Source organism: Pseudoalteromonas sp. ABE4_541 (genome assembly GCF_056312285.1).
The window spans coordinates 49,566-74,985 of sequence record NZ_JBSVEM010000018.1 but is presented as its reverse complement, the minus strand read 5'-3'; the positions used below and the strand labels follow the sequence as shown (position 1 = coordinate 74,985).

Annotated in this window: 21 protein-coding genes and 1 riboswitch; of the genes, 6 read left to right on the top strand and 15 right to left on the bottom strand. The window is 42.4% G+C overall.

From position 1 onward, the window contains the following. Positions 1-21: 21 nt before the first annotated feature. Together ACW689_RS16500 and ACW689_RS16495 are read right to left on the bottom strand one after the other, a co-directional pair. A complete protein-coding gene (locus ACW689_RS16500) occupies positions 22-1,899 on the bottom strand; it encodes a TonB-dependent receptor domain-containing protein (protein WP_476293057.1) in 1,878 nt (625 codons plus the stop codon). Positions 1,900-1,935: 36 nt separating this feature from the next. Next, positions 1,936-2,088: riboswitch (cobalamin riboswitch) on the bottom strand. Between the two features lie 157 nt (positions 2,089-2,245). After that, positions 2,246-2,728 carry a YajQ family cyclic di-GMP-binding protein gene (locus ACW689_RS16495; protein WP_476293056.1) on the bottom strand — a complete coding sequence of 161 codons (483 nt, stop codon included), beginning with the start codon at positions 2,726-2,728 and terminating at the stop codon, positions 2,246-2,248. Positions 2,729-2,867: 139 nt separating this feature from the next. Here ACW689_RS16495 and ACW689_RS16490 point away from each other — a divergent pair, with 139 nt between their 5' ends. Both ACW689_RS16490 and ACW689_RS16485 read left to right on the top strand, forming a co-directional pair. Beyond that, positions 2,868-3,218 carry a VanZ family protein gene (locus ACW689_RS16490; protein WP_476293055.1) on the top strand — a complete coding sequence of 117 codons (351 nt, stop codon included), beginning with the start codon at positions 2,868-2,870 and terminating at the stop codon, positions 3,216-3,218. Then, a complete protein-coding gene (locus ACW689_RS16485) occupies positions 3,211-4,110 on the top strand; it encodes a ketopantoate reductase family protein (RefSeq protein WP_476293053.1) in 900 nt (299 codons plus the stop codon). The genes ACW689_RS16490 and ACW689_RS16485 overlap by 8 nt, the downstream gene beginning before the upstream one ends. Positions 4,111-4,165: 55 nt before the next feature. Here ACW689_RS16485 and thiI read toward each other — a convergent pair whose 3' ends face one another. Further along, positions 4,166-5,626 (bottom strand): tRNA uracil 4-sulfurtransferase ThiI, encoded by a 1,461-nt coding sequence (gene thiI, locus ACW689_RS16480; protein ID WP_476293051.1) that lies wholly within the window; start codon positions 5,624-5,626, stop codon positions 4,166-4,168. 104 nt (positions 5,627-5,730) lie between these two features. Further along, positions 5,731-6,387, bottom strand: a complete 657-nt coding sequence (locus ACW689_RS16475) for a TetR/AcrR family transcriptional regulator (protein WP_476293049.1) — start codon at positions 6,385-6,387, stop codon at positions 5,731-5,733. A 190-nt stretch (positions 6,388-6,577) separates the two neighbouring features. On the opposite strand from ACW689_RS16475, the gene coaD reads away from it, so the two are divergent. Both coaD and ACW689_RS16465 read left to right on the top strand, forming a co-directional pair. Further along, the gene (gene coaD, locus ACW689_RS16470) at positions 6,578-7,060 is read left to right on the top strand and encodes a pantetheine-phosphate adenylyltransferase (RefSeq protein WP_476293048.1); all 483 of its coding nucleotides are present in this window, start codon (positions 6,578-6,580) and stop codon (positions 7,058-7,060) included. After that, the gene (locus ACW689_RS16465) at positions 7,057-8,427 is read left to right on the top strand and encodes a capsule assembly Wzi family protein (protein ID WP_476293046.1); all 1,371 of its coding nucleotides are present in this window, start codon (positions 7,057-7,059) and stop codon (positions 8,425-8,427) included. Before coaD ends, ACW689_RS16465 begins: the two co-directional genes overlap by 4 nt. A gap of 148 nt (positions 8,428-8,575) precedes the next feature. On the opposite strand, the gene ACW689_RS16460 is transcribed toward ACW689_RS16465, so the two are convergent. From ACW689_RS16460 to argC, 7 genes are all read right to left on the bottom strand, one after another. Beyond that, positions 8,576-9,109, bottom strand: coding sequence for a hypothetical protein (locus tag ACW689_RS16460; RefSeq protein WP_476293044.1), 534 nt, complete (start codon positions 9,107-9,109; stop codon positions 8,576-8,578). Positions 9,110-9,190: 81 nt separating this feature from the next. Next, positions 9,191-9,715: a hypothetical protein gene (locus tag ACW689_RS16455; RefSeq protein WP_476293042.1), complete on the bottom strand. Its 525-nt coding sequence runs from the start codon at positions 9,713-9,715 to the stop codon at positions 9,191-9,193. 391 nt (positions 9,716-10,106) lie between these two features. Further along, positions 10,107-11,972, bottom strand: a complete 1,866-nt coding sequence (argH, locus tag ACW689_RS16450; protein ID WP_476293040.1) for an argininosuccinate lyase — start codon at positions 11,970-11,972, stop codon at positions 10,107-10,109. Positions 11,973-11,995: 23 nt separating this feature from the next. Then, on the bottom strand, positions 11,996-13,201 hold the full coding sequence (locus ACW689_RS16445) for an argininosuccinate synthase (protein WP_476293038.1): 1,206 nt from the start codon (positions 13,199-13,201) through the stop codon (positions 11,996-11,998). 14 nt (positions 13,202-13,215) lie between these two features. Further along, a complete protein-coding gene (locus ACW689_RS16440; RefSeq protein WP_476293037.1) occupies positions 13,216-14,136 on the bottom strand; it encodes an ornithine carbamoyltransferase in 921 nt (306 codons plus the stop codon). Positions 14,137-14,144: 8 nt separating this feature from the next. Further along, entirely contained in the window at positions 14,145-14,924 is a 780-nt protein-coding gene (gene argB / locus ACW689_RS16435; RefSeq protein WP_476293034.1) for an acetylglutamate kinase, read from the bottom strand. Further along, on the bottom strand, positions 14,918-15,928 hold the full coding sequence (gene argC, locus ACW689_RS16430) for an N-acetyl-gamma-glutamyl-phosphate reductase (protein ID WP_476293118.1): 1,011 nt from the start codon (positions 15,926-15,928) through the stop codon (positions 14,918-14,920). The genes argB and argC overlap by 7 nt, the downstream gene beginning before the upstream one ends. A gap of 182 nt (positions 15,929-16,110) precedes the next feature. On the opposite strand from argC, the gene argE reads away from it, so the two are divergent. Then, the gene (gene argE / locus ACW689_RS16425) at positions 16,111-17,262 is read left to right on the top strand and encodes an acetylornithine deacetylase (RefSeq protein ID WP_476293033.1); all 1,152 of its coding nucleotides are present in this window, start codon (positions 16,111-16,113) and stop codon (positions 17,260-17,262) included. Positions 17,263-17,321: 59 nt separating this feature from the next. Here the strand turns inward: argE and ACW689_RS16420 are convergent, their stop codons facing one another. Further along, complete coding sequence (locus ACW689_RS16420) at positions 17,322-17,498, bottom strand: hypothetical protein (RefSeq protein WP_476293031.1); 177 nt, start codon at positions 17,496-17,498, stop codon at positions 17,322-17,324. Between the two features lie 131 nt (positions 17,499-17,629). Further along, positions 17,630-20,056, bottom strand: a complete 2,427-nt coding sequence (locus tag ACW689_RS16415; RefSeq protein WP_476293029.1) for a zinc-dependent metalloprotease — start codon at positions 20,054-20,056, stop codon at positions 17,630-17,632. A gap of 157 nt (positions 20,057-20,213) precedes the next feature. On the opposite strand from ACW689_RS16415, the gene ACW689_RS16410 reads away from it, so the two are divergent. After that, positions 20,214-21,182 carry a class 1 fructose-bisphosphatase gene (locus tag ACW689_RS16410; RefSeq protein WP_476293027.1) on the top strand — a complete coding sequence of 323 codons (969 nt, stop codon included), beginning with the start codon at positions 20,214-20,216 and terminating at the stop codon, positions 21,180-21,182. Positions 21,183-21,225: 43 nt separating this feature from the next. Here ACW689_RS16410 and ACW689_RS16405 read toward each other — a convergent pair whose 3' ends face one another. Next, the gene (locus ACW689_RS16405; protein WP_476293026.1) at positions 21,226-23,892 is read right to left on the bottom strand and encodes an NACHT domain-containing protein; all 2,667 of its coding nucleotides are present in this window, start codon (positions 23,890-23,892) and stop codon (positions 21,226-21,228) included. A gap of 8 nt (positions 23,893-23,900) precedes the next feature. Further along, on the bottom strand, positions 23,901-25,340 hold the full coding sequence (locus tag ACW689_RS16400; RefSeq protein WP_476293025.1) for a KAP family P-loop NTPase fold protein: 1,440 nt from the start codon (positions 25,338-25,340) through the stop codon (positions 23,901-23,903). Between the last annotated feature and the right edge of the window lie 80 nt (positions 25,341-25,420).

Sequence of the window (25,420 nt, the reverse complement as noted above, 5' to 3'; positions counted from 1 at the left end):
TTAAATCAAAAGCTTCATTATTTAGAAACTGAAATTTGCACCCACAAATGCCTGTCTACCAATAGGTACATATCCTAAAATGTCTCCGTTACTGGCTACGCCAGTCGCGGCAGTAAAGTATGATTCATCGGTTAAATTCTCAATTCGCGCGGTCAGTTTAAAGTTTTCAAACAACGCATAATTCGCAGCTAAATTGAACAGTGTATATCCTCCCAACTTAGTTTCTAAACTACTAAATGTTGTGCTGTTATACAGTGTGATACTTGGTCGTGAAGAACGATATACCATAGCCAGACTCACATCCAAATTATCCCATGATTTAGACAAGGTATAATTAAACGCTGTATCTGGGCGACGAACCAATTTCTTGCCAGTCGACTTGTCTTTCGCGTCAAGTAGAGTCAAATTCATATCATGCTCAAAGCCAAAAGCTGAAGTCGATGCCGATAGCTCAACCCCTTTCATAGTGGCTTGTTCCACATTTTGTGCGACATACTTACCCGTAGTGTTTGGCAAACTAACAATCATTTTGTCAATTTTGTTATGAAAAACGGCAACATCAAAGCGAGCGCTTGCCGTTTTAACTGACAGACCTAACTCGTTATTACTCGCCTGTTCCGGTTTTACACTGGGGTTTGGCAAATACCAAGGACTGTTTTTTACGAATGCATGGGTTAATGTGGGCGCTCTAAAAGCAGTACCGTGATTGACTCTAAACGTCACGTACTTATTAGCGACATAACCCAAACCTGCGGTGTAAGTTGTGTCACGGCCATGAAAGTCATAGTCATCAGTTCTTACCACGGCATTAGCCAACAGCGTACCATCATCATAAAAACCACCGACAAACGCTGCCTTGTTGGTTCGCTCTGAATGAGTAAACTCAGCAGTCGCGTTACCTAAATCTTCTGTTAGCTGATTAAAACCAGCACTGACTTTTAACGCGTCACTGATGTCATACAATGCTCTATATTCGAACTCTACTCGCTCTGTGCTGTACACATCATGCTTGGGCGTACCCGTTTGGGTATTCTCCTGTTGTGAGAAGCTCGCACTAGCGTGATGAACAAGTTTATCAACTCGCTTTTCCCATGCGAACCGGCCGGTGTAGTTTTCAAACTCATAGGCATCATTACCCCATTCATTATCATACTCACCATCCCCTTCACTGTACTGTGCAATTGCCGACAAAGACCCTAAAAGCGCATGATCATAATTTAAGTTAAACCCAAAGTTTTTATTGGTATAACCATCACTATCATGATCTTTGCTCAGTGGTGCGGCAGAATCTTTACTCTTTACGTCATATCCATCAGTATCTTCATATCCAAGATTAAAACTTAAAGACAAATCTCCCGATGATAACTTACCCGACTGCTGGTAATTCACATAATTATGGCCGCCAGCTGTTAGGGCGATTTCATGCTGTTGTGCTTGACGCGTAATGATATTAATCACCCCAGCCATCGCATCAGAGCCATAAATAGCGGCTCTCGCGCCCTTTACAACTTCGATACGTTCGATGCTGTTTACTGGAATGTTGGTAAACGACACACTGCCAGAGTTGGCATCACTTATACGTACACCATCGACTAAGACCAGCAAATGCTTAGTTGCAGCACCGCGCAGAAATACGCTAGCAGTTTGTCCAAAACCGCCCGTTCGAACCACATCAACACCGGCGATGGTATTAAGCAAAGAAGGTAAATCACGGGCATTACTTTGCTCAATTTGAACACGCTCAAGCACATTAACCGTTGCTAAAGCATTATTGATAGGTTGTTCAAATTTATTAGCCGTAATCGTAATACGTTCAATAGATTGTGTATCTGTTTGTGCAGATACACATGATGACACAGCAGCGAACACAGCCACCGCAAGCATAGATTTGTTTTGCATGATATCCCCAAACTTGCGCCCACCGCACAAGTAAAACAAGTAAAGTACATCAAGGCCGGTCTCCGGACTTAGCCCATAGTGGCATCACCGTTGCGGGGGCAGTGCTGGATTTCGCTCACTCCTGTGATTGTCACCAACTTCCCGATTATCTTAGCTATTTTTGAAAACACCATAATCAAATGTGATCGTTAAAATCATCAAGCCAAGCACCTTGAAAAGAGGCGCTATTGTGCGAACTTTAGAAAAGATTGTCAATGGACGTCTAGAAATCTAAAGCAAGCTATATATTTAGCTTGCTTTAGTATATGTGCGCTCTGTTACAACACTGAAAGGTGGGCAAAAAGAATTAGTCGCGGAAGTTTTTAAATTGGAATGGCTGACCCAACTCAGAAGTACGAATTAATTGCATTACTTCTTGTAAATCATCACGCTTTTTACCTGTAACACGCACCTCTTCACCTTGAATTGCGGCTTGTACTTTAATTTTTGAATCTTTGATTAGTTTAACCAATTTCTTGGCCATGTCTTTATCGATCCCTTGTTTCAAAGCCACTTTACGCGATACGTTTTTACCAGCTCGCTCAATGTCTTTCAATTCAAGACTCGACACATCAAGACCACGCTTTGACGCTTTACTAGCCAAAATGTCAAATAATTGCATGACTTGTGGATCGGCTTCCGCTTTGAGTGTGATCACCTCATTTGTCAGTTCAATTGAGGCATCAACACCACGAAAATCGTAGCGTGTTTCAAGTTCGCGCTTAGCATTATCAACCGCGTTTTTTGCTTCTGTCATTTCGATTTCAGACACAATGTCAAAAGAAGGCATGTTACTCTCCTAAAATATGAATAACGCAATTATATCAATCAAAATTAGAATGTGGGTAAAAATGTGATATTCACCCACCAGCCAGTTTTCAGTGATATACTGGCCCTAATTTAGAGCTCATCATTTAGTAGGACTTTTTGTGACAAGACGGGTTTATCAAGTATTGCTGTTAATCACTTTGGCTATTTGTACTTTTTTATTTGCTAAAGAATTTCAACATTCCGGTATACGCATCGAGCATGCCGATAAAGTCGTTCATTTTGTTATCTTTTTTGGCCTCGCATTTATCATGCATCACGCCTTCAAATGGCCAATGATAGCGCAACTGGTGCTATTAGCGAGTTATGGTATTGGCATTGAAGTGATGCAAGACAGCCTCCCCTACAGAGAAGCCTCATTGGGTGATTTTATCGCCGACTTTGCCGGCGCGCTCAGTTATTACTTAACCTATTGTGCAATATACAAATGGCGACTTAAAAAACATGGCTAATGTGCATATTGTTGGCGCAGGGGCAATTGGGCTCTCATTCGCGCAAAAGCTAAGTCAAAAGCACAAGGTCACTGTGGTCGGCAGGCAGCCCTCAACAAGCGAGCTACTTTACACTCTAGATAACCACACCAGCAAAATAAACGCGTCTTATACACCTTGTAATACCAGCGCGCTTGCTAAAATGGCTATTTCGCACTGTTTTGTTTGCGTCAAAGCTTATCAGCTGCAGCAAGCATTCTCTGATATTCAACCCTATTTACAACACGATGCGTGCCTATTTATTTCACATAATGGTATGCAAGATCTCGGTAAAATAAAAAATCAGCTGCAACCAAGTCAACGGCTCTATTTTGTCAGTACCTCAATGGGGGCTTTAAAGCTGGCAGCTAACCATGTTAAAGCAACAGGCAATGGTGATACCTATCTTGGCGCCTGCAACGAGCCGGCCGAAGTTGATATAGAGCAAACTTATCAGGAATTTTTTTCGGATGCCTTTGCTCCTTGTGATATTCATAACGATATTAATCTTCTTCGATGGCAAAAACTGCTGGTCAATATTGCGATTAATCCTCTAACAGCCATTCACCAAGTCCCAAACGGCGCACTCAGAAAGCCACAGTTCGCTGGTACTATTATCGATTTATTGAATGAAGCATGTAATGTCGCCCAAGTTGAGGGCATTCACATACCCCTTTGGCAGGCGTTAGAGACCGCATATCAGGTGATGGATCGCACGCAACTGAATGCCTCTTCAATGCTACAAGATGTCATAAACAGTCGAACAACAGAAATAGATGCCATCTGCGGTTACATCGTTATGCTTGGCAAGCGAAGTCAAATCGCCACACCTTATAACCTGCAACTACTTCAGCTGGTTAAGTCATTAAATTAAAAAAGCCGATAGAAATCGGCTTTTTTAATGTTCGTGATGGTATTAAGTTAATTCATCACTCTGGCTTATAAACCTTTACATTCATAAAACCATTTTCATGTAAGATCAACGCTTGCAGCTGACTCATCACCCCTTTAGTACAATATAAATAGTACTCTTTGTCTTGTGGTAAATCGGCAAACTTAGTTGCAAGGCGGAAGAAAGGTAAGTGCACTATCTCTACCCCCTCTATTTCAAGAGGATTGGCATCTTCTTCGTCCGGCGAGCGAATATCAAGCACAACACCATTTTCTGGTAATTCGCTGGCCGTTTCAGCTTCTTTCACTTCTTCTTTGGCTTCCGCTTCAATGTCGCGGATATCTTTAATCACTGCGTTGCTCACTACGGTATCTAGTACATCAAAGTCAAACTTTTGCTCTTCCGCGATAATCGTATCGAGTTTGGCTTTAACCGTCGGCTTTTTAGAGATCACACCACAATATTCTGGCATAGCTTCAGCCATTTCTATGGTGCCGATCTCACGGGCAATCTTAATAATATCAGCTTTATCATGCTGGATAAGTGGACGTACAATCAGCGTTTCAGTTACACGGTCAATCACATTAAGATTCGCTAATGTTTGGCTTGATACTTGGCCGATACTTTCACCTGTTACAAGCGCAGGAATACCATATTTTTCAGCAATTTTACTGCCAGCACGCATCATCATACGCTTGAGGACAACGCCCATTTGCCCACTCTCGATATTCTCAAGTATTTCAGCCACAACAGGCTCAAAGTCAACACTAATAAACTTAACACGGTGCGTTGAACTAAAGCGCTTCCACAAATAATGGCTGACCTGCTTCACACCAATTTCGTGCGCTGCACCACCTAAGTTAAAGAATAAAAAGTGCGTACGTGCACCTTTTCTGATCATCTGATAACTCGCTACACCTGAATCAAAACCACCTGAGATCAAAGACAAGACTTCTTCTTGAGTGGGTAATGGAAATCCGCCAATGCCGTAGTGGGTATGAGTGACAATGTAGGCAAGTTCACCTTTAATCTCAATTTTTACGGTGACTTCCGGCTTGCTTAGTTTAACCTTTGCACCGGGTACATTTTGATTTAAACCGCCACCCACGTAGCGTTCAACATCACTTGATGTGAAATCATGCTGACCATTGCGCTTTACACGTACGCAGAATGTTTTGTTTTCTATGGTATGTCCAGCTAGTTCAAGCGTGCGTTGATATATATCATCGAGGCTATTAAACGGTGTCTCTTGCACTTCAATAAATTGCACTATCCCTGGAATACGTTTCAAATTATCAATAAAAACGGCACGCGTTTTCTCGCAAGTACGCTCGCTTGTAACCGCGATATTGTCCCAGTTATTTTTTACCCTTACTTTATCGTCAAAGCGACTTAAGATGATTTCAATGTTCTTCTCTAATAATTTAGTGAAGCGTTTACGGACTGATTTGCTTTTGATAGCAATTTCAGGATGTAGTTTGACGATAAATTTAAGCATAGAAAATAACTCTTTTGCGGGCGAATGCGCGCCGGAACATCGGGCGCGCGATTATAGCAAATTTCTATGCGTCTAGGAAATAAACAAACCAATAAGTTGTTTATCTAGGCAATACTGGGAAGAGATTGGTCAGCCAATTCTTGGTATTGTGTCTGTAATTGTTGAATTTTTGCAACGCTTAGCTCAGTGCAATACGGTTTGAATAGCATTAATACTTTCACAATACCGTTGTAAATATCTTGCTGCTCAAGCACGCCGGTCATGCGACGCGCCTTAACGTAAGGCGTCCAAAAACTCACTGTCATCTTTAACATATGCGCAAGTTCTGTCGCATCAGCGTCACTAATATCAATCACGCGACTGTTTCTTAAACCGATTACTACCAAACGCACTTGTGCAAAGAGATCCGATTGAAACTCAATGTATTGTTTTTTCAATACACCATCTCTGGCCAATATATCCGTGAGATTATCGTAGAAAAAATGATAACGCCACATGAGCTCAAACAATGAATCTAAATATTTAGTTAGTTGCTCAAGAGGCTCAAAATCCGTATCCAGCGGTTTAAAGTGAGTACTCAAGTGCTCTCGATACAAGGAGAAGATATTGCGAATGATATCCTCTTTATTTTTAAAGTGATAATACAAGTTACCGGGACTTATCCCCAGATTGGATGCAATATGATTCGTGGTAATTGCACGTTCACCATGTAGGTTAAACAACGCAATACTGGTACGAATTATTTTTTCCTTGGTATTCATATCCTGCTCTCTATGACACGCGTTAAATATTAGGATGTGCGTTTCGCTAACTGGGCCAGTATAGCCAATCCGCGAAAGTGAAAATAGCACTAAAGGGTATATGATATAAGCGCCTAATGTGCAAAGCAGACCAGTGAAATGTCTGTAAAATATTGCTACCATAGAGCAAATTTTTTAACGATGTAGTGTTATGAAAGTTACCGCTTTATACCCAGGTACATTTGATCCGTTGACCAACGGCCATGCCGATTTAATTAAACGTGCCGCCAAAATGTTTGATGTCGTTTTACTTGCTATCGCTCATAACCCCAACAAGCAACCTTGCTTTTCATTGGAGCAAAGAGTCTCCTTAGCCGAGCAGGTACTGGCCGAACACAAAAACGTCAAAGTAATTGGTTTTTCAGGGCTTTTAGTCGACTTAGCAAAACAACAAAAAGCTAATGTATTGCTCCGAGGCATACGCGCCGTGTCAGATTTTGATTATGAGTTTCAGCTGGCTAACATGAACAGAAGGTTAAATCCTGACCTTGAAAGCGTATTTTTAACACCTTCAGAACGTAACTCTTTCATTTCTTCAACATTAGTTAAGGAGGTGGCGCTACATAACGGTGACGTGAGTGAATTTGTTCATCCTATTGTAGCTAGAGCTTTACAGGAAAAATTACACGGATGAAAATAAAAAACCTGACTTTAAGTTTTGCACTCGCCTTTAGTGCCCAAAGTATTGCTAGTCCTTGGATAAACACGGAAGAAGTCGAGCTCAAACACTCTATCGATTTGCTAGTAAGCCAGGGCTTGATCAGCCGGCCCGTCACTCAATTTCCACTATTATGGCAAGGGATAGTACAAGATTTAGCGATGATTGAGGCTGAAAACGTACCTGAATCGGCTCAATTTGCACTCGCACATGTGCGTCACGCATTAGTACAAGCTAAGCGCAAGAAATATTCAAGTATTAAAGCGCTCTATGACAGTCAACCTGAAACTTTAGATGGCTTTGGACAGCGTGATGCAGCCAAAACAAGTATCGAAAGCTATAGCATTATTACAAAAAAGAACGTCAGCGCTAAAGTACAGGTCAACTACACCAACAACGCGCTGGATAAGAAAGAGATAAACCACTACGGCAGCCATTTAGCTTTGCTGTTTGGCAATTGGTCTCTCAGTGCTGAACGTCTAAATTATTGGTGGGGACCTGCTAACGAAAACGCACTGATGTTGTCAAACAACGCAGCGCCAATGCAAGCGATACGCTTAAGTCGTGCAAATAGTAATTACGCCGGCCCAAGTTTGTTCTCATTTGTTGGCCCATGGCAATTGACCGCAATCAAAGCGAAACAAAGACCAAAGTTAACCGATACCCAAAGCGGTGATTTATGGGGACTGCGTCTATCCAGCTCCCCAATCAAGGGGCTTGAGTTAGCATTTAGTACCATCGCAAGCGATTTTGTACTAGAGCAACCCACACTCAACAATAAACCACGTGTAAAACAGCGCTTAAGTAGCCTTGATGCTAAATACTCTGGCACTCTATTCTCTTTACCTTTAGCGATATATGCCGAAGCTGCTGGTAATAACGATTCTGGTATTTTACCTGATGAGGCGTCATATACCTTTGGTATTGAACATTTTATGGGCAACCATGAGTATCGTATAAAAAGCTATTTGGAATACACCGATGGCATTACTGACTGCAAAGCACAACAGCCAAGTTTTCAATGTCAATTTGGTAGTGCACTAGGTGGTGGTGAGTATACTCAGCGCCAGCAATGGCTAGGCGCTGCAATTGGACCACAAGCAAAAAGTATCACTTTGGCTAGTAATTATCACCGCATGTCCGGGTTTGGCGGCTTCGTAAAACTCAAGTTTATCGACTTTGAGAATTTGAATACCGAACGCAGTTTAATTGAAGTGGGCTACCAACAGGGCCTGTTTAAAGGTCTCCTAAAGGCGAGTGTGAGCGCTTGGCAAGACAAATATACTAATAAAGACAACGACACCAAAGGTGCGCTTAAATTAAGCTGGGAATACCAGTTTTAGTTAACCTGACATTTGAATATGGGTGATGAAACAAGCATTGTTTTTGCAAGCTGACCTCAACCTCGCGTAAGCGAAGTTGAGGTTAAGTATCAAAAAATATTAAACAATAAAATGCTCAATTTGTATTTTACTTTTGCTCTTCTACTTCTTAGCTTCGAGCAAACAGCGAAAATAACTTTTCCTTAAGTACTCTAAGCTTCAAAAAATCTATATTCGTGCATATACCCACGTTCAAACATATTGCAAAAACTTTGCCCAATCCAGCATAAACATACCATAACCACCATGCCTCTTTTTGACCATATATGACCTGATCCACGTACATAACAGCAAACTGTATATTGTTTGCGATAGAAAACACCAACAAATAGAAAAATGCAACACTGTAACGCAGCCGCAGCAAGGTATGCAGCGCCCAAAGTAACAAAATTAGCTCAAGATCATATATCATGTATAAGATATAAGGGTTCATGATAAATGGGGTAACGTGCCAGTCCAATCCTGTAAAAGACAGGCTATAAGATACCGTCGTCAAACCTAACGTTAGCAGTACAGAGCCTCTGTTCTCATGTTTCCCACTCTTAAAAAATAAGTAGTAGAAAAATGCAACTGTCATCGTTGCCAAGTTAATCATGAGCAGAATATCTGCCAAATCATAGAAAAAGAATTTTTTTAAAGTCATTGAAATAAGAATCTATGTGCAACATACAAACAAGGCCAAGAGTGTTAATCTCTTACGATCTGGCGATTTAGCAAAGCCTGTTTATTTTGTAGACACCATTGATGTTTTTGTACTCCCTTTAATTTGATGACAAAAGCGCAACAATAAAAGTACATCCCGGTTCAAAATGAGCACTACAACCATTAACAGATCAAAGAAATTGATAGATGCACTATAGAAAGGCCAGAACCACCAAACTTCCCGAGTTCCAATCATATAAGTATCAACATGCATAGCAAGAAGTAGACTGCCATTGGCAGCTAAGCCAAACATCACATAAAAGTAAGCAACCGAATGTTTCAACTTAAAATACCAATGACCCCATCCGATAAGAACGATAGTTAATACATCGAAGGTAAACCAAAAGAAGTAACGAAACTCAGAGCTGAAGACTACATCGAAGAAATGATTACTCAGAAAATAGGAAGCTGCCATTACCCCTGATGTAATGAGCAATGACGTATTTTGTGTTAATTTCAAACAAAAGAAAAAGAAATTAAACACAAACGCCAGAACCATTCCCAACAACAAAATCGTATCAAAATGTAGACTTAGCTCACCAAACAAGTGACACCCTTACTATTAACTTCTAAAGTTATTTTTCCTCGGAGGATAAACGCCGCCACCTCGAGATCCGAAGACATTAACTAATAACTTTTTATTTGTTAGTACCTTATCAGATAGTTGACAAGTTTGACCAGCATCTTGCGATATATTCAATTTTTTATCATTTTTACCTAATAAATGTAATAGTTTCATTTCAACCTCATTAACTTTTTGGAAGAGTACAAAAATTAACCTTTTTGTTACATGAAGAATGTGAAGCAAATGTTGGGCCAATATTTTATTGACACTAAAAGTTAGGGATTGAAATCAAAAAGTTTTTAGGTGTTAAAGGGTTAGAAATAAAAAAGGCGCTTGGGATCCGCCAAGCGCTTTTTTGCGTCTTTCAGGGAGTTTAAGCAACAAACTTACACGGGATCACCGTACCTTTTGCTACCTTTAATATGAATTCCATCGCCACTTCATCACAGTGCTCTTTACGTAAGCAGAGATCACAGTCTTTCATAACCTTTTCAGGCAAAGTGTCTTTGGTGCAATAGCTAAATCCTTGTTTAGTAAAAAAACCTGGCACTCGCGTTAATACAATAATGCGATTAAGTGCGAGCTTTTTGGCCTTGGTGAGTAAATGCTGTACCAATTGCATACCTTGCCCTTTTACCGGTGTTTGCGGATCAACACCTAAAGAGCGTATTTCAGCAAGTCCTGTGTCATAAATATACAATGACGCACAGCCTGTTATTTTTCCGTTAACCACAGTAACCGCAAACTCATTGATTGAATGGATCATATCGCTCTTAGCACGCGGCAAATTTTCGCCGACTTTTGCCCAATGTTGAATTAAAGCGGCAATCGCATCTACATCATTTAAAGTCGCATCCCTCACTAAGATTTGCTGTTTTTTTTTCGCACTACGGACTGCATGCTCGACTTGCGTCACTGATGTACCACCGAGCGCCTGACGCGCAGCTATACCGGCATCAAGTTCTAGTACAGGATAAACATCGTCATCGATATCAGGACAAACTTCTTGGAATACTTCTAAACTCAAACTTTCCAAACTTTTGCCCTGAGCGATGGCTATTTGCACAAGTTGACCAACAATATGATGTCCTTCTCTAAATGGGATCCCTTTCGCAACTAGGTAGTCGGCAAGCTCGGTGGCATTAGAATGCCCCCCTTTTGCCGCTTCACGTGTTACATCGCCATTCACTTTTAGGCCTTTAATGCAAGCTTCTGCCATATGAATACATGCCAACCATGTTGGCATCGCATCAAAAAGACCTTCTTTGTCTTCTTGCATATCTTTGTTATACGCAAGCGGCAAAGCTTTAAGAGTCATCATCATGGCGCTAAATGCCCCAAAAACTCGACCCGTTTTGCCACGAATAAGCTCTAGTGCATCAGGGTTTTTCTTTTGTGGCATTAATGAAGAGCCAGATGTCACACTGTCCGCTAACTCAATAAATGCTGCTTCACCAGAATTGTAAAAAATTAAATCTTCAGCAAATCGGGATAAATGCATCATTGAAATACTAGCAACACTGAGCAATTCAACCACAAAGTCTCTATCCGATACCGAGTCCAAACTATTACGGCTGGCGTGACTAAAACCCAAATTGGTGGCAAGCACTTCTCTATCAATCGGGTAAGCAGTACCGGCCAAAGCCCCACTGCCCAGTGGACAAACATTTAAGCGCATTAACGCATCTTGCAAGCGTGACTCATCACGTTCAAGCATTTCAACATAAGCCATACACCAATGGCTAAACAAGATGGGTTGCGCACGCTGCAAGTGCGTGTAACCAGGCAAGATAGTGCCTAATTCACGCTCTGCCAAATCAACAAACGCCGACTTTAGAGCGCCCAACGCAGCAAGCAATTGCTCTGCGCTTTGTCGGCTCCACAACCGAAAGTCAGTTGCAACCTGATCGTTGCGGCTTCTACCCGTGTGCAGCTTCTTAGCCAGATCACCCACTTGTTCAATCAGTTTCGCTTCAACATATGAATGAATATCTTCATAGCCTGCGCTCGCTACCTCTAATGGGTTGGCTTGAACTTGCTCAAGCAATTGATTTAATGCAGCAATTAAGTCTTGATGCTCTTGTTCACTCAGCACATTGACTTGCAACAGTGCACCAGCCCATGCGATTGAGCCAACAATATCCTGCTCAGCCAGTTGATAATCAAATGGCAGTGAGTCATTAAACTGTTTAAATGCCGCATCAGGCCCTGATGAAAAACGCCCGCCCCATAACGCCATAATGTTTCTCCTAACGTTCTGTATTACGACTTTTTATTTAACGCCGCGATGCGGCTAGAAAGTGAAAACAAACGAATAAACCCTTCAGCGTGTAATTGGTCATATACATCATCTTCACCGAATGTTGCAAAGTCTTCGCTGTACAAGCTATTGATAGACTGTTTTTGTACTGCACTCACTTGGCCTTTGTATAACTTGAGCACGACTTCGCCTGAAGCAACTTGTGCCAACGCTTCAGCGCCCGCCAAAATTGACTCTTTTAAAGGTGTAAACCAGCGGCCGTCATACACCAAGTGCGCAAATTCATTGGCGAGAGTTTCTTTCCACTTACGACTCGATTTATCAAGCACTAACTCATCAATCGCTTGCAATGCAGCCATGATCACCGTGCCTCCCGGCGTTTCATAACAACCACGCGATTTCATGCCAACCAACCGGTTTTCCACGATATCAACACGACCAACACCATGCGCTGCAGCTATATTGTTGAGTTGAACCAAGCATTGATAAGGGCTATAGCGCTCACCATTAACAGCAACCACTTGACCTTGCTCTACCATAACCGACACAAACTCTGGTTTATCAGGCGCCTGCTCAGGAGATATCGTCATAGTCCAAACTTGTTCGCTCGGTTGATTCCAAGGGTTTTCCAGTTCACCCCCTTCATGAGAAATGTGCCAAGCATTAGCATCACGACTATAAATTTTTGTTGCCGATGCAGCGCATGGAATATTACGCTCAGCTAAGTATTCAAGCAGTGACTCGCGACTCGATAGGTCCCACTCTCGCCAAGGTGCAATCACCTTTAAATCTGGCGCTAACGCAGCGAAGCAAGACTCAAAACGCACCTGATCATTACCTTTGCCAGTGCAGCCATGAGACAATGCGTCCGCGCCTACCTTACGTGCAATTTCAACCTGTGCTTTGGCTATAATTGGCCGTGCCATTGAAGTACCGAGTAAATAGGTACCTTCGTAAATCGCGCCAGTTTTTAAAGTGGGATAAATGTAATCGCTAACTAACTGTTCTTTTAGATCCACGATGTGACATTCAGATGCCCCCGAAGCAATGGCTTTTTCTTCTACGCCTACAAGCTCTTCTTCGCCTTGGCCAACATCCGCCACAAACGCCACCACTTCACAGCCGTAGTTTTCTTTCAACCAAGGCACAATCGCCGAAGTGTCTAACCCGCCAGAATACGCCAATACTACTTTTTTAATTTCGCTCATTTTGTTTTACTTCCTTACACGTAATTTGGATTTAACAGTGATACCAGCAGCGCATTCTGGGCATGCATACGATTTTCTGCTTGCTGAATAATTTTTGAACTCTCGCCATCCATCACCTCGGAGGTGATCTCATATTCACGGTGCGCAGGTTGGCAATGCAAAACCGTACTCGCCCCCGTTTGCTGTAATAGCGATTGATTAATTTGGTACGGCAAAAAGGTTTGCTTAACTTGTTCCAAGCACGCGTTGTTGCCCATCGACACCCAAGTATCCGCATACAGAGCATTCGCCCCTACTGCGGCTTCAACACGGTCACTAATCAATACTGATGCGCCGTTAGCTGCCGCAATTTGCTCGGCTTGTTTTACGATTTGTGCGTCCGGCGAGTGGCCTTTCGGGCATACAGCCACAAAGTCAGTACCAAGCGTTGCAGCCAACAGCATGAGAGAATGAGTGACATTATTACCTTCCCCCAAATAAGCGAGTTTGAGCTGACTCACATCACCATGAACCTCTTGCAGTGTTAAAAAATCGGCTAAGGCTTGGCACGGGTGATAAAGGTCACACAAGCTGTTAATCACTGGAATAGAGGCATGTTCTGACAAAGTGTTTAAAGTGCTATGATGATTGACGCGCGCAACCAATCCATCCGCCCATGCGGAAATATTTAAAGCAAAATCTTTGACCGACTCACGAGAGCCCATTGCGCCATTTTGCTGATCAAGATACACAGCATGCCCGCCTAATTTATTGATACCAATGTCAAAAGATAAACGAGTGCGTAAACTGGGTTTTTCATAAAGCGTGACTATCGACTTACCCGCCAATGCATGAGCATACTCTTGCGGCTGATTTTTAATGTTTTGCGCAAGTTGTAATAGTTTCAAAATCTTTGCTTGGTCTAACTCTAGACCGGTTAAAAAGTGTTGTATCATGTGCTTTCCTATGGAGTGATCTGTGTACCAACGTGTGCGCCTTCGAGTAGCGCACCAAGATTTTCTGGCTTTTGCCAACTTGAGATATACACACCACGTCGTAAGTGTTGGGCTGCGCGAAGGCTGGTCTTAACTTTGACCTCCATTCCGCCCACTATCACTCCTGTTTCGACTAACACCTCAATTTGTGTTTGATTGAGTTGATGCAGAGGTTGCTTATTGGCATCAAGCACCGCCTCCACATCCGTCATAAAAATCAGTTCAGCATTAAGGTGGCTGGCAATCGCGGCTGCAGCTTCATCGGCGTTGACGTTAAACAATTGTCCATTCTTGCCAATACCCACAGAACTAATCAGTGGCGTTCGACCAAGCTCAAGCATTGCCGCCAATAAACTGGGCGCACCTTCAATGCATTCACCTACTTGCCCTAGCGCTTTCAATTTTTGCTGTGCAAAAAGGCCCGCTTCGTATAAACAACAACCTACGGGCTGTAAACCTGCGGTAATGGCCTGTGCCATCAACTGCTTATTAGCACATCCCGCCAAAGCGCCAACGATGTAAGGCATTTGTTCTTTGGGGCTAATACGCAAACCTTGATGTTTTGCAGTCGCAAACCCTGCATCAGTTAACCAACGGTCAACCAGCGCACCACCGCCATGCACCACAACAAACTGCTTGCTGTTATCTTGCTTACTCACTTGAGCAAGCTGATTGAATAAAGCGCTGGCCGCATCTTCTTTGTCCAGTACCGCGCCACCTACTTTGATAACCCAAGTTTGCATTACCAAGCTCCTTTTAAGCCTAACTCTGGATTTAACTGACTCGCGAGGTTCATGCATTGCAAGGCCTGACCTGCCGCGCCCTTGAGTAGGTTATCAATGGCAGCAACAACAATAAGTTGTGCACCTTGTTGTTGCCAACCGATATCAACATAAGGCAAACCTGCAACACTCTTAATTGAAGGTAATTGTGCCCCTTTAAGTCTAATCAGCGGCTCATCGGCCAAGGCCTGATACGCTTGTTCAACTTGGTTAAGCGTAACTTCTGGCTTTAGCTGCACATAAATGGTTTCTAAAATGCCGCGCGCAAAATTGCCCAAATGTGGGGTGAATAACACCTCATGACCAAGATATTGACTGATTTCGGGAGTGTGGCGATGGTTAAACAGACCATAGGGAGAAAGCGATACTTCACAAAAGTGCGTATTAATACTGGCTTTTCGACCTGCACCAGTGACACCAGAGACCGCATTGATGATAATTTTTTCATCAGCGATTAAATCAGCTTGCTTGAGTGGCTTAAGCGCATTTAAAGCAGCCGTTGGATAACAACCTGCAACCGCTACGAGTTGCGCCTTGGCGATTGCTTGTGCGTTCCACTCCGCCAATCCATATTCGGCCTGTTCAAGCCACTGGGGATATGGGTGGTTAAAGCCATAGTAAGTATCATAATCACTGCTGTTAGATAAACGATAACCACCTGATAAGTCAAACACTTTTTTACCCATTTCAAGGAAGCGTGGTGCCAGCTCTACACTCACTTTATGATCGGTACATAAACACACGTAATCCGCGTATAGCTCAATTTCTTGATATGCTTTTTCATTTAAAGGTAATAAGGGCGTGTCGAGCAAAACTCCATGCTCAGGATATAACTGGCTCAATAACTTGTTTTTATCCAAGCTTTGCTCTGACACGTAACAACCCGACAGGGAGAAGTTGGGATGCTTTGCTACTAAACTGGCTAACTCTGCGCCGCTGTATCCGCTGGCACCTACTAAGGCTACATTCAACATTTTTTACTAAAGCTCTCTTTTTATATTGCGTTTATGGGTCTAGATGAAATTAAATGGTGAATGAGTATCGTCGCATGCCAGCACCTAAAATATTTATGCTAAAAAAGTGAATTGATATTCATACTAAACACCTTTAAATTGTTATGCAAATACTTTAAATAAATATTTTTGGATTTTTTATGACCAACCCGAATTTTTTAACTATGTATGAGCAATTAATTGCTCACCCCTCCGTCAGTGCACTCGATCCCACACTCAACATGAGCAACCGTCCAGTCATAGAACTATTAGCTAACTGGTGCGAAAATTTAGGCTTTAAAGTAGAGATCAGTGAACTAGATTCAGCTCCAGGGAAATTCAATCTGATCGCCAAACGAGGCGAAGGAAGTGGTGGGCTGATGCTTGCGGGTCACACGGATACTGTGCCATTTGATGACAGTCGTTGGAACCATGATCCGTTCCAACTAAAAGAACAAGACAATAAGCTGTATGGGCTCGGCTCAATTGATATGAAAGGATTTTTTGCTTTTGTACTGAATGCAATTCAAAGCTTAGATGCGCAATCAAGTACGCAAACAGCTCCCATCATCATTTTAGCGACGGCCGATGAAGAAACAACCATGGCCGGTGCCCAGCAAATAGCAAAGCACGCTGATTTAAAACCCGCACAGTGTGTGATTGGCGAACCAACCGATATGACTCCTGTGTACACACATAAAGGGCACATGAGTAGTGCAATACGTATTCTTGGTCGCTCAGGGCATAGCTCCGATCCTGATAGAGGACTCAATGCCATTGAAGTGATGCACAAAGTAATTGCAAACTTATTACAGCTGAAAGAAGAATTAAAGAATAAATATTCACTCCCTGATTTTGCTATTCCTTACCCAACTTTAAACTTAGGGCACATTCATGGTGGCGATAACGCTAACCGCATTTGCGGTTGTTGTGAGCTGCATATCGATCTAAGGCCTTTACCGGGTTTGAGTATAAAACAGTTACAAATGTTGCTGCTTGATGCCGTCTCGCCCATTAACGAGCAATACCCGAATAGTGTTGAAGTGATTGATTTACATGATCCCATCCCCGCTTTTAGTGGCCGCACCGATAGCGCACTAGTACGTATGGCAGAAAAACTTTCTAATACTAAAGCTGTGGCTGTAAATTACTGCACTGAAGCGCCTTTTATTCAACAATTAGGTTGTGAAACGATTGTGATGGGTCCGGGCAGCATTGAACAAGCGCACCAGCCAGATGAGTTTTTAGCGATGGAGAAGATTAAGCCTACACAGGAGATACTGCAAAAGTTGATTACAACGTATTGTTTTTAATTTAAATAAATATTTTAAAATGAGGTATTAGATAATACCTCATGCCATACACTTACTGCTTACATTTCACATTCTGTGCCGTAAGTTAAAGGGTCGGTAGTCGGTTTATCACAATTGCAGCTATTAACGTTCATTGATCCAAATCCTCCAGCTACAGCAGGCGTTGCTTTTGCTGGTAAAGTACGAGCTTTGTTAGATAGGTTTTTAATGCTCTTTTTTGATAGTTTTAGGTTCATTATTATCATCCTTTAATATAACCATTGTTGAAACTGTAATAAAACTATCAAGATATCGTTCCAATTTCAAACATAATCTTCATGAAATCAGCAAGCAGAGTAACGAGCCTACTCTACTTGCTTTCAACTGGTTAAATTGGCGAACCAGGAGGCATTTTCAGCGCTTTAAAGCCATTTGGCCATGTTCCGCTGTCAAGGAACTGCTGAACTTGTCGGGCAAGTTCATGACGAAACGCCGTTTGCTCATTCACATCGCTAAACAATGACTGCTGATCAAACTGTTTAGCAACACGCATCAGTTGATAGCGTAATTGTGCCTGCACCTCAGGCTCAACTTTATCTGAATTGGCTAACTGAGCTATGCGTGCAGCAGTTAGAAACTGTAAGCGCTGTGTTAGTTTTTGCTCCATACCTGTGTTGGCATTAGCATCAAATACTTTTCTATAAAGGCTGTTCATCACTTCATTTAAACCTAAGTATTTATTACTGCGAGCATGTTGCTGCGATAAGCGGTTTAAACGCTGTGCATTTAGTAACAACGACAAGCTATGATTGACCGCCACCTCAGGCAATGCCATGGCATCAAGTACCAATCCAGTTCTGCCATAAATGCTTTCGCGGGTTTTGCTTTCGCCATACGCTTTGGGTGGGATCAAAGCTAAAATGCTATCGGGAATACGCAGCTGCTGTGCATCAAGCGTCATAAGTAACGCATTAAGCGCTTTTTGCTGCATCTCTTTACCCACCACTTGCGCACCTTTTATTGCCTGTTCACCGCGCACTTCATAGTCGTAGTCGACACCACCAATAAGCTTGACAGCAGACTCCACTTGATAGCGGTGGAATAAGTAAAGCGGCACCAGCTTCTCTTCAAGCTGTGATAACGCAACACCCGTTTTAATGTTATTAATACCAAAAGTGTTTAACGCTTGCTGGCGGATGCTCAGTACACGCGCAAGCTCGTCCGCAGGATCGGCACCGTTGTCCCATAAGTGTGCCGTTGGATGTGCGCCGCCTTGTGCACGCGCATCACTATCAGAAATAAACTCTAAGCCCAATTCACGATTCTCAGCCAAAATATCTGCTAGCGCTTTTGCTTCATCGGCTTGACTGAAATCACTGTAACCATACTTGATAACTTGTGTGTCCCACTGGCCCATGCCTTTTGCATAACCTTGAGTAACATCTAATTGGCCCTGCTCGTTAAAGCTTACTAAAGGATGCGGATAATCCATCACCGACGCACGATCTTTCATCGACGCTGAGAAATTATGGGCAATACCTAACGTGTGACCAATTTCATGGGCACTGAGCTGACGAATACGATTTAGGGCCATATCATGTAGCCGAGTGACTATTTCATCCCCTTTCACAAATGGTGCAGCTAACGCTTCAGCAATTAAGATGTCTTGGCGAACGCGCAACGAACCTAGCGTCACATGGCCTTTGATGATCTCACCGGTACGAGGGTCAATCACCGACGCACCATAAGACCAACCGCGTGTAGCACGGTGCACCCATTGGATCACGTTATAACGAATGTCCATAGGGTCCGCTGTTTCTGGCAGTATTTTTATCTGAAATGCATTTTTATAACCCGCAGCGGCAAACGCATCATCCCACCATTTTCCGCCTTCGAGTAATGCAGTCTTCACAGGCTCTGGCACGCCAGGATCTAGGTAGTAAACAATCGGCTCAACCGGTTCACTTACCTCAGCACTAGGGTCTTTTTTCGCTAAGCGGTGACGTGGGATATAACGCACTAACATCGACTCACCCAAAGGCGCTGAATAGTCTTTATGCTCAATGCTCCAATACCCTGATTGCGGGTGGAACTCGCGCGGCTGGTAGTTATCATCCGGCAGCTTCACGAGCGAGTGATGTTGATGCACCGTGATAGCATACGGATCGGCACTGGCTTGACGCACATACTCACCCGGCTTTGAGCCGGTAAAAGTCAACACTGCCTCTAACTCTGTATTTTCAACAAATGCTTTGCTGCGATCCATGAATACTGCACTACGCGATTTATCTAAGCTAAAACTGCCCTGCCCGCGCTGTGCTAAAGTGCGACTCACTGCATGTACATCCGACAGCAAATATGGGGTGTAGTCGATAAGCACACTGTCATTGTCCTCTGCCACCACTTTAAAGCCTTGCAAAATACTCGATGCAAATGCTTCATTGACACTTTGCTGCTCAGCTTTGTTATCAGAGCTTGCTCGATAATAGCTATTGAGTGCACGCAACATCACTTTGTCACCAAAACGCTCAAACTGAACCATATACGTGCCCCCCAACTGACCTCGGTCTAAGCCGATGTCATTGGAACCTACGCCGTAAGGTAGGCTATGCTGAAGTAGAAAAGGTTGCTTGAGTTTATCAACATCTAAATAAATTTTGCCATTGCTGGTATCGGCATAAAAAGAGTAGTAACCCGGAAAACGATTTAACTTATCAGTAAACTCATCAATGGGCTTAATTGCTGCGGCAGCTTGAGTTATCATAGTGCCCAGCAAAGTACAGAGAATGAAAGATAGTGTGCCTATTTTTCGCATATTCTTACCTTGTTATTAGTGGTTTTTATGGCTGTTCTAATCCCAGTATATAAAATTGTATACAAAACACAGCCATTTTAAGACGAAATTCAGTGAAGCTATCTGTCACCTCTCACATTTTATGACGATAGCCACAACGTTATCAGGATCAAAAACTATGCGTAGACTCCCTCCAGTGCTTATTGAAGACGGTTGCTCACGAGAGCTATTGTCTCTTATCCGTACCATTTTAGCGGCTTGTAAAGAAATCTCTTTCCGTGTGGGTCAAGGTGCCCTGTCTGGTGTACTTGGTTCAACCCTAGATGAAAACATTCAGGGTGAAACCCAGAAAAAACTGGATGTTCTATCAAATCAGTTATTAAAAGATATTTTGCTTGAGTCTGGCTACGTGAAAGCCATTGCGTCGGAAGAAGAAGATTACACCGTAGCGGGCAATCCTGATGCGGAATATATCGTGGCCTTTGATCCATTAGACGGTTCGTCAAACACCGATATTAACTCACTGGTTGGCACTATTTTTTCCATTATGAAAGCGCCAAAAGATGCCGACCCAGCTGACGAAACGATTTTTATGCAGCCTGGCCACCAGCAAGTTGCCGCAGGGTATGTACTCTACGGCCCATGCACCACATTGGCTTTAACAATTGGTAAAGGTACGCGTATTTTCACCTTGGATAAAACCCACGGCAGCTTTATGTTGACCGAAGAGTTTGCAAAAATTCCTGAAGACACCAAAGAGTTTGCCATCAATGCGTCTAACCAACGTCATTGGCAACCTGCCATGCAAAACTACGTGAATGACCTTTTGGCAGGTGAAACTGGCCCACGTGGTAAAAACTTCAACATGCGTTGGATTGCCGCCATGGTCGGTGATGTACACCGCGTGCTTTGCCGAGGAGGCTTATTCACTTATCCTGCGGATACCAAAGACCCTAATAAACCATTTAAATTGCGTTTACTTTACGAAGCGAATCCTATGGCCATGTTGGTTGAGCAAGCCGGTGGGATTGCCCATACAGGTGAAGAGCGTATTTTGGACATCAACCCACAAGAGATCCACCAGCGCGTTTCGGTGATCTTAGGCTCTAAAAATGAAGTTGAGACCTGTTTGGGTTATCATAGATAATTAATATTTTAGAGTGGCACTTTCATAGTGCTACTCTTCAAGCTCACTCTTCTTCGAGGCCTACCTCAACTTTTACACCTTTATTTCTTAGCTTACTTATTATCTCTTGGGGTAACTTTTCTTGAACCGACGAATAGCGACAATCCAGCACTTCTAAATGCTTCATTTCTAGCAGAGGACTCCAATCACTCACTGAATCAAAAGTGCAGTTATGAAACAGAAGAACTTTAAGCTCCGTAAAATAATTTACAAATTTCCAATCATCCACATCACATTCTGCGAGCCCAAATACTTTCAGCTTCTTATTTTTTGTTATTTCCAAGTGAGCAGTATTCACTTCACTTACAATGCAAAACTGTAAATGAGAAAAATCCGTAAGGCTGCTGAATAGATCAGCGCTGGGCTTTATTAAGACCACCGAGCGAAGATTAGGAGGCAGATGTTCATGATTCACAACCATTACGTTTGGAGCATTCAAATCAAGGCGTTTAACCTTTTCAAAATGACTTAAATTGGGCAACGAATTAAAAGTACCATTAAGATCTAATTCTGTAATATTCAAGTCTGGAAGACGCTCAATTTGCTCTTTTTCTGAGCAATATAATGACAGCTTTTCTAACTTCTCTAACTTACTTAGCCAAGATAAATCTCTAAAGCCAAGACTAGATAACTGCTTTGACTCCTTCATCAGATTAGTTATACGGCTAGTGTCTTTTGCCACCACTAGAGAAATACCTAGAGCGTCTTCATTTAACTCATAAAAGCTACACATTCCTGAGAAAAAAGCATAAGTAATATGATTTTCCACAGTGCCGGTTAATTTATCCGATAGCTTTACTGCCACATTGGTAATGATTTTCGCCTCAAGTCCAACTCGAGTTTCAGAGTAAACTTTCTGTGTTGGAAATAGTGCTTGATAGATTTTATCTGCTTGCTTTCTGCTTTTACCTTGTGCGGCAAATTCTTCGAACACTAATTGCCATATCTCTTCCCAACTGGCTTGGTTGGTCGATTCTACGAGACTGTTAAATATCGTTTGCTCTTCCTTAATTTCGGCATAATGCACGCTGATATAGTAAGCACAAAAATATTCTTGAAACGATAAATGACTAAAGCCAAATACCTCTTCGCCAGCGTCATTGCCTTTGGGAATAAAAAAGCCAGTGCGACGCTGTAGATACTCAATCAATTGCGCACTATATTTATCAACTTCGTCGACTTTTAAAATCTCGGTCAACTGCAAATCAAAAAATAACTTAAGCTGAGCATAAGAAATATTATGAATTGCCGCATTGCCGACTTCAGGTAGCGCTTCTCGGGCATGCTCCAACTCATCCTCATTCAGCGCTTTGAGCGATTGCTTGGGTAGAGGAAGCCGTCCCGCATGCATGCAATAAGCAAGTTTACCCAACCAGTTACGAATATCTTGATAGTCAAAATCCGTATTCGGTTTAAACTTGAGTTTGCGCGCCTTATCCATCGATTCTAAATAGGTGCCAACAATGCGGCGATAAAGCTCCGCTCGACCGTGGGGCAAGCTGCCTCTGCGCCATTGAATAAAGCTAATCAAGTTTAGTAGCACAGGAATACGCGACAGCGCATCCAATTGCGCTAAGTCTTGGTTAATTTCTGTGATGTTCTCAACAAATTCATCGCGCTGCTCTTTATTCGGTGGCAAGTATTGCTCCACCCAGTTTTTAGCAAAACGCCCGCGCTGCTCTGCCAAAAAAGGCATAAGATAAAACACACTAGGCAAGTCAAGTGCAGGTAAAAAGTCACCTTGCTCTGAAAAATAAGTCGGCAGCTTGGGCTGTTTGGACTCTATCCAGTTCTCGACATCCGCAAAAGATTCATTCGACAAAGCATTTTTCCAAAAGCTTTTAACTTTATCTTTAAAATCAATATTGGCGAGCACGTGATTACTTGACTGCTCACCAAACCAAAGCCTTTTGTTATCAAAACCAATTACTCGACTGGTCATAAGTAAACGTGTTGATGGGTAGCGCGTTAACAACTGCATAATTTGTTTTGATAGCCACTGACTTTGCGCTTGACTGATTTCATCCAAACCATCCACCAGCAGTAACACTTGGCCCAATTTAAAGAGCTGTAATAGCGTTTCTTGCGCTTGCTCATTGTCTAAAATAAGCGCGGCGAGAGAGTCACCTTGCGAGTTTAAAATAAGTTCAATAAATGCCTGATCGGATATAGGTGATAGTTCAGTGGGTAAATTACGCGTGATCAGCCTAAGCGGAAACAATGCTCCTAGGTGTTTTTTAACGTAATTATCGCTCCAATGGCATAAGGAGCACAGTAACCACTGGACTAAAGTCGTTTTACCTACACCAGGGTCGCCTAAAATAATCGCTCTGGGGTTGTCTTTAAGTACATCTGCCACATTCAGTAATGTTAACGGCTCATGCTCGTCGGGCTTTGCCTCAGCCTTAACAAACTCTTCGGTACTGACCCTTTTTTTGCTCAGTTTGGGTAGCACATAAAGCTGGTCGATATGCACTCGTTTTTTATCACCATCACTGTCGTCAAGCTCTAAACCTTGGTTGCCCAAATAACTTTCTTGTTTTACCACTTGCTCTAAATAGCGATACAACGGTGTGCGACCAACTCGTATAAACTCGGATTGATTCGGTTTTTGATAGTCTGGAAATTGACCAAATCGGGACATTGTTGATTTAGAACCTTGTAAAGACATAATACGGCCTAGTGATAATTATAGTGGCAGATAAGCTGGTGCATAATACCACTTACTACCTCTGGTTGTGTATTGCAGTGTTCCGCGATCCCTGTTTCATTTTCAAATAATGGCTTTAATTTGAATACGCTCAAATCGCTTGGATGTTCATACCTAGCTTGGGTAGTTGTACTGAGATGATCTTTATTTAATTCGTAAAACACCGAGCTCGAACTACCATAAAGATTTGCGTCCGCATCGGAGCAAAAAGCGAATATATCCATCGCACCATCTTTTCGCTGCTCAACACTTTCATAAATCCGTCGATAACTGACCGCCAAACTTGCGACAATTAGCACACAAGTCATTAATAATTCTTTTCGCTTAGGCACTTCAATATCTTTAAATTGTGCGTAAAACTGATCATCCTCATTAATTCTCGACAACTTGCCTGCTTCAATTTTACGTAAGTAATCAGCCAAACGATTCGTGATCATTTTGAGCCGCCTAGGATTAGCAGGCAAACAGTCATAGATTTGAAGAATTACTTCAAGCTCTGCGACCAGATTTCTATTTCGTCCCCGATTCAACATTTTAAGGTGCTGTAAGAAGAACTGTGTTTTTTGTTCTTGAGAGGGCATAGGCAAACGATAAGCTTCTTGGCAGAGCTTTTCTAAATATTCCACCCCTAAATAACTGTATTGTTTTTTTGCTTGTTCTTGCTGCTCAGAAATAAGCTCAATAAACTGCTTTTGCAAAAACCGTTCGATTTGTTGCTGATCTATCGCCATCACGACCGTACAGTTAGGAATATTTAAATATAGCTTCAAACCTTCCAGTAGCTTGTACGCCATTTCAGGTTCGCATCGGTCTAAATCATCGATGAATATAACCAGCTTTTTCTTTTTGTCGCCAATTAACGCTTGAACGGCCTTTGTCAGTGCATCATTAATTTGATCGGGTGCGAGCTTAGTAAGCAAATGATCTTTCTCATACTTTTCACCAATGGCTTGTAACTTGTCAAAGCCACCTAACCCTGATGCCTTTTTCATTACGCCATCAATTACAGTTAACGCACCCAAAATAGAAATACTCGCAAGCTTTCCAGCTGCATTGATAAACTGCTTGTCAGTCGAAAAGTGTGCTTGAATACAATGTAATAAGGCCACAATCGGTGTTTTTTCATGTTGATAGCGCCAAGCTTCAAACCAAATACCAACACATTCACCCGTTGAGGCGCGACGAGTGTTACTGTTGGAAAACTCAACAGGCGCAGCACCGGTTACAGCTTTATAAGCGCCAGCTAAACAGGAAGTTTTACCACTCCCCCAATAACCGGTAATCGCAATCGTTTTGGGACTATCAGATTGAATAATATCTTTGGCAATGTTGTCTACGAATTTTGCGGTGCCCAAAAACTCACAGGGTTGTGCGGTAGGTTGGTCATTATGGCTGTGTTTGGCGCTCAACGTCTATTCCTTGTGTATTTTATATCAATGACTTAGCTATTGCTATTATCCTATGGTAGTTCAACATCTGTGACAAGTAA

Coding starts and splice junctions, on each gene's coding strand:
- ACW689_RS16500 (WP_476293057.1), bottom strand. CDS start 1,899: ATGCAAAACAAATCTATGCTTGCGGTGGCTGTGTTCGCTGCTGTGTCA.
- ACW689_RS16495 (WP_476293056.1), bottom strand. CDS start 2,728: ATGCCTTCTTTTGACATTGTGTCTGAAATCGAAATGACAGAAGCAAAA.
- ACW689_RS16485 (WP_476293053.1), top strand. CDS start 3,211: ATGGCTAATGTGCATATTGTTGGCGCAGGGGCAATTGGGCTCTCATTC.
- thiI (WP_476293051.1), bottom strand. CDS start 5,626: ATGCTTAAATTTATCGTCAAACTACATCCTGAAATTGCTATCAAAAGC.
- ACW689_RS16475 (WP_476293049.1), bottom strand. CDS start 6,387: ATGAATACCAAGGAAAAAATAATTCGTACCAGTATTGCGTTGTTTAAC.
- coaD (WP_476293048.1), top strand. CDS start 6,578: ATGAAAGTTACCGCTTTATACCCAGGTACATTTGATCCGTTGACCAAC.
- ACW689_RS16465 (WP_476293046.1), top strand. CDS start 7,057: ATGAAAATAAAAAACCTGACTTTAAGTTTTGCACTCGCCTTTAGTGCC.
- ACW689_RS16460 (WP_476293044.1), bottom strand. CDS start 9,109: ATGACTTTAAAAAAATTCTTTTTCTATGATTTGGCAGATATTCTGCTC.
- argH (WP_476293040.1), bottom strand. CDS start 11,972: ATGGCGTTATGGGGCGGGCGTTTTTCATCAGGGCCTGATGCGGCATTT.
- ACW689_RS16445 (WP_476293038.1), bottom strand. CDS start 13,201: ATGAGCGAAATTAAAAAAGTAGTATTGGCGTATTCTGGCGGGTTAGAC.
- ACW689_RS16440 (WP_476293037.1), bottom strand. CDS start 14,136: ATGATACAACACTTTTTAACCGGTCTAGAGTTAGACCAAGCAAAGATT.
- argE (WP_476293033.1), top strand. CDS start 16,111: ATGACCAACCCGAATTTTTTAACTATGTATGAGCAATTAATTGCTCAC.
- ACW689_RS16420 (WP_476293031.1), bottom strand. CDS start 17,498: ATGAACCTAAAACTATCAAAAAAGAGCATTAAAAACCTATCTAACAAA.
- ACW689_RS16415 (WP_476293029.1), bottom strand. CDS start 20,056: ATGCGAAAAATAGGCACACTATCTTTCATTCTCTGTACTTTGCTGGGC.
- ACW689_RS16410 (WP_476293027.1), top strand. CDS start 20,214: ATGCGTAGACTCCCTCCAGTGCTTATTGAAGACGGTTGCTCACGAGAG.
- ACW689_RS16405 (WP_476293026.1), bottom strand. CDS start 23,892: ATGTCTTTACAAGGTTCTAAATCAACAATGTCCCGATTTGGTCAATTT.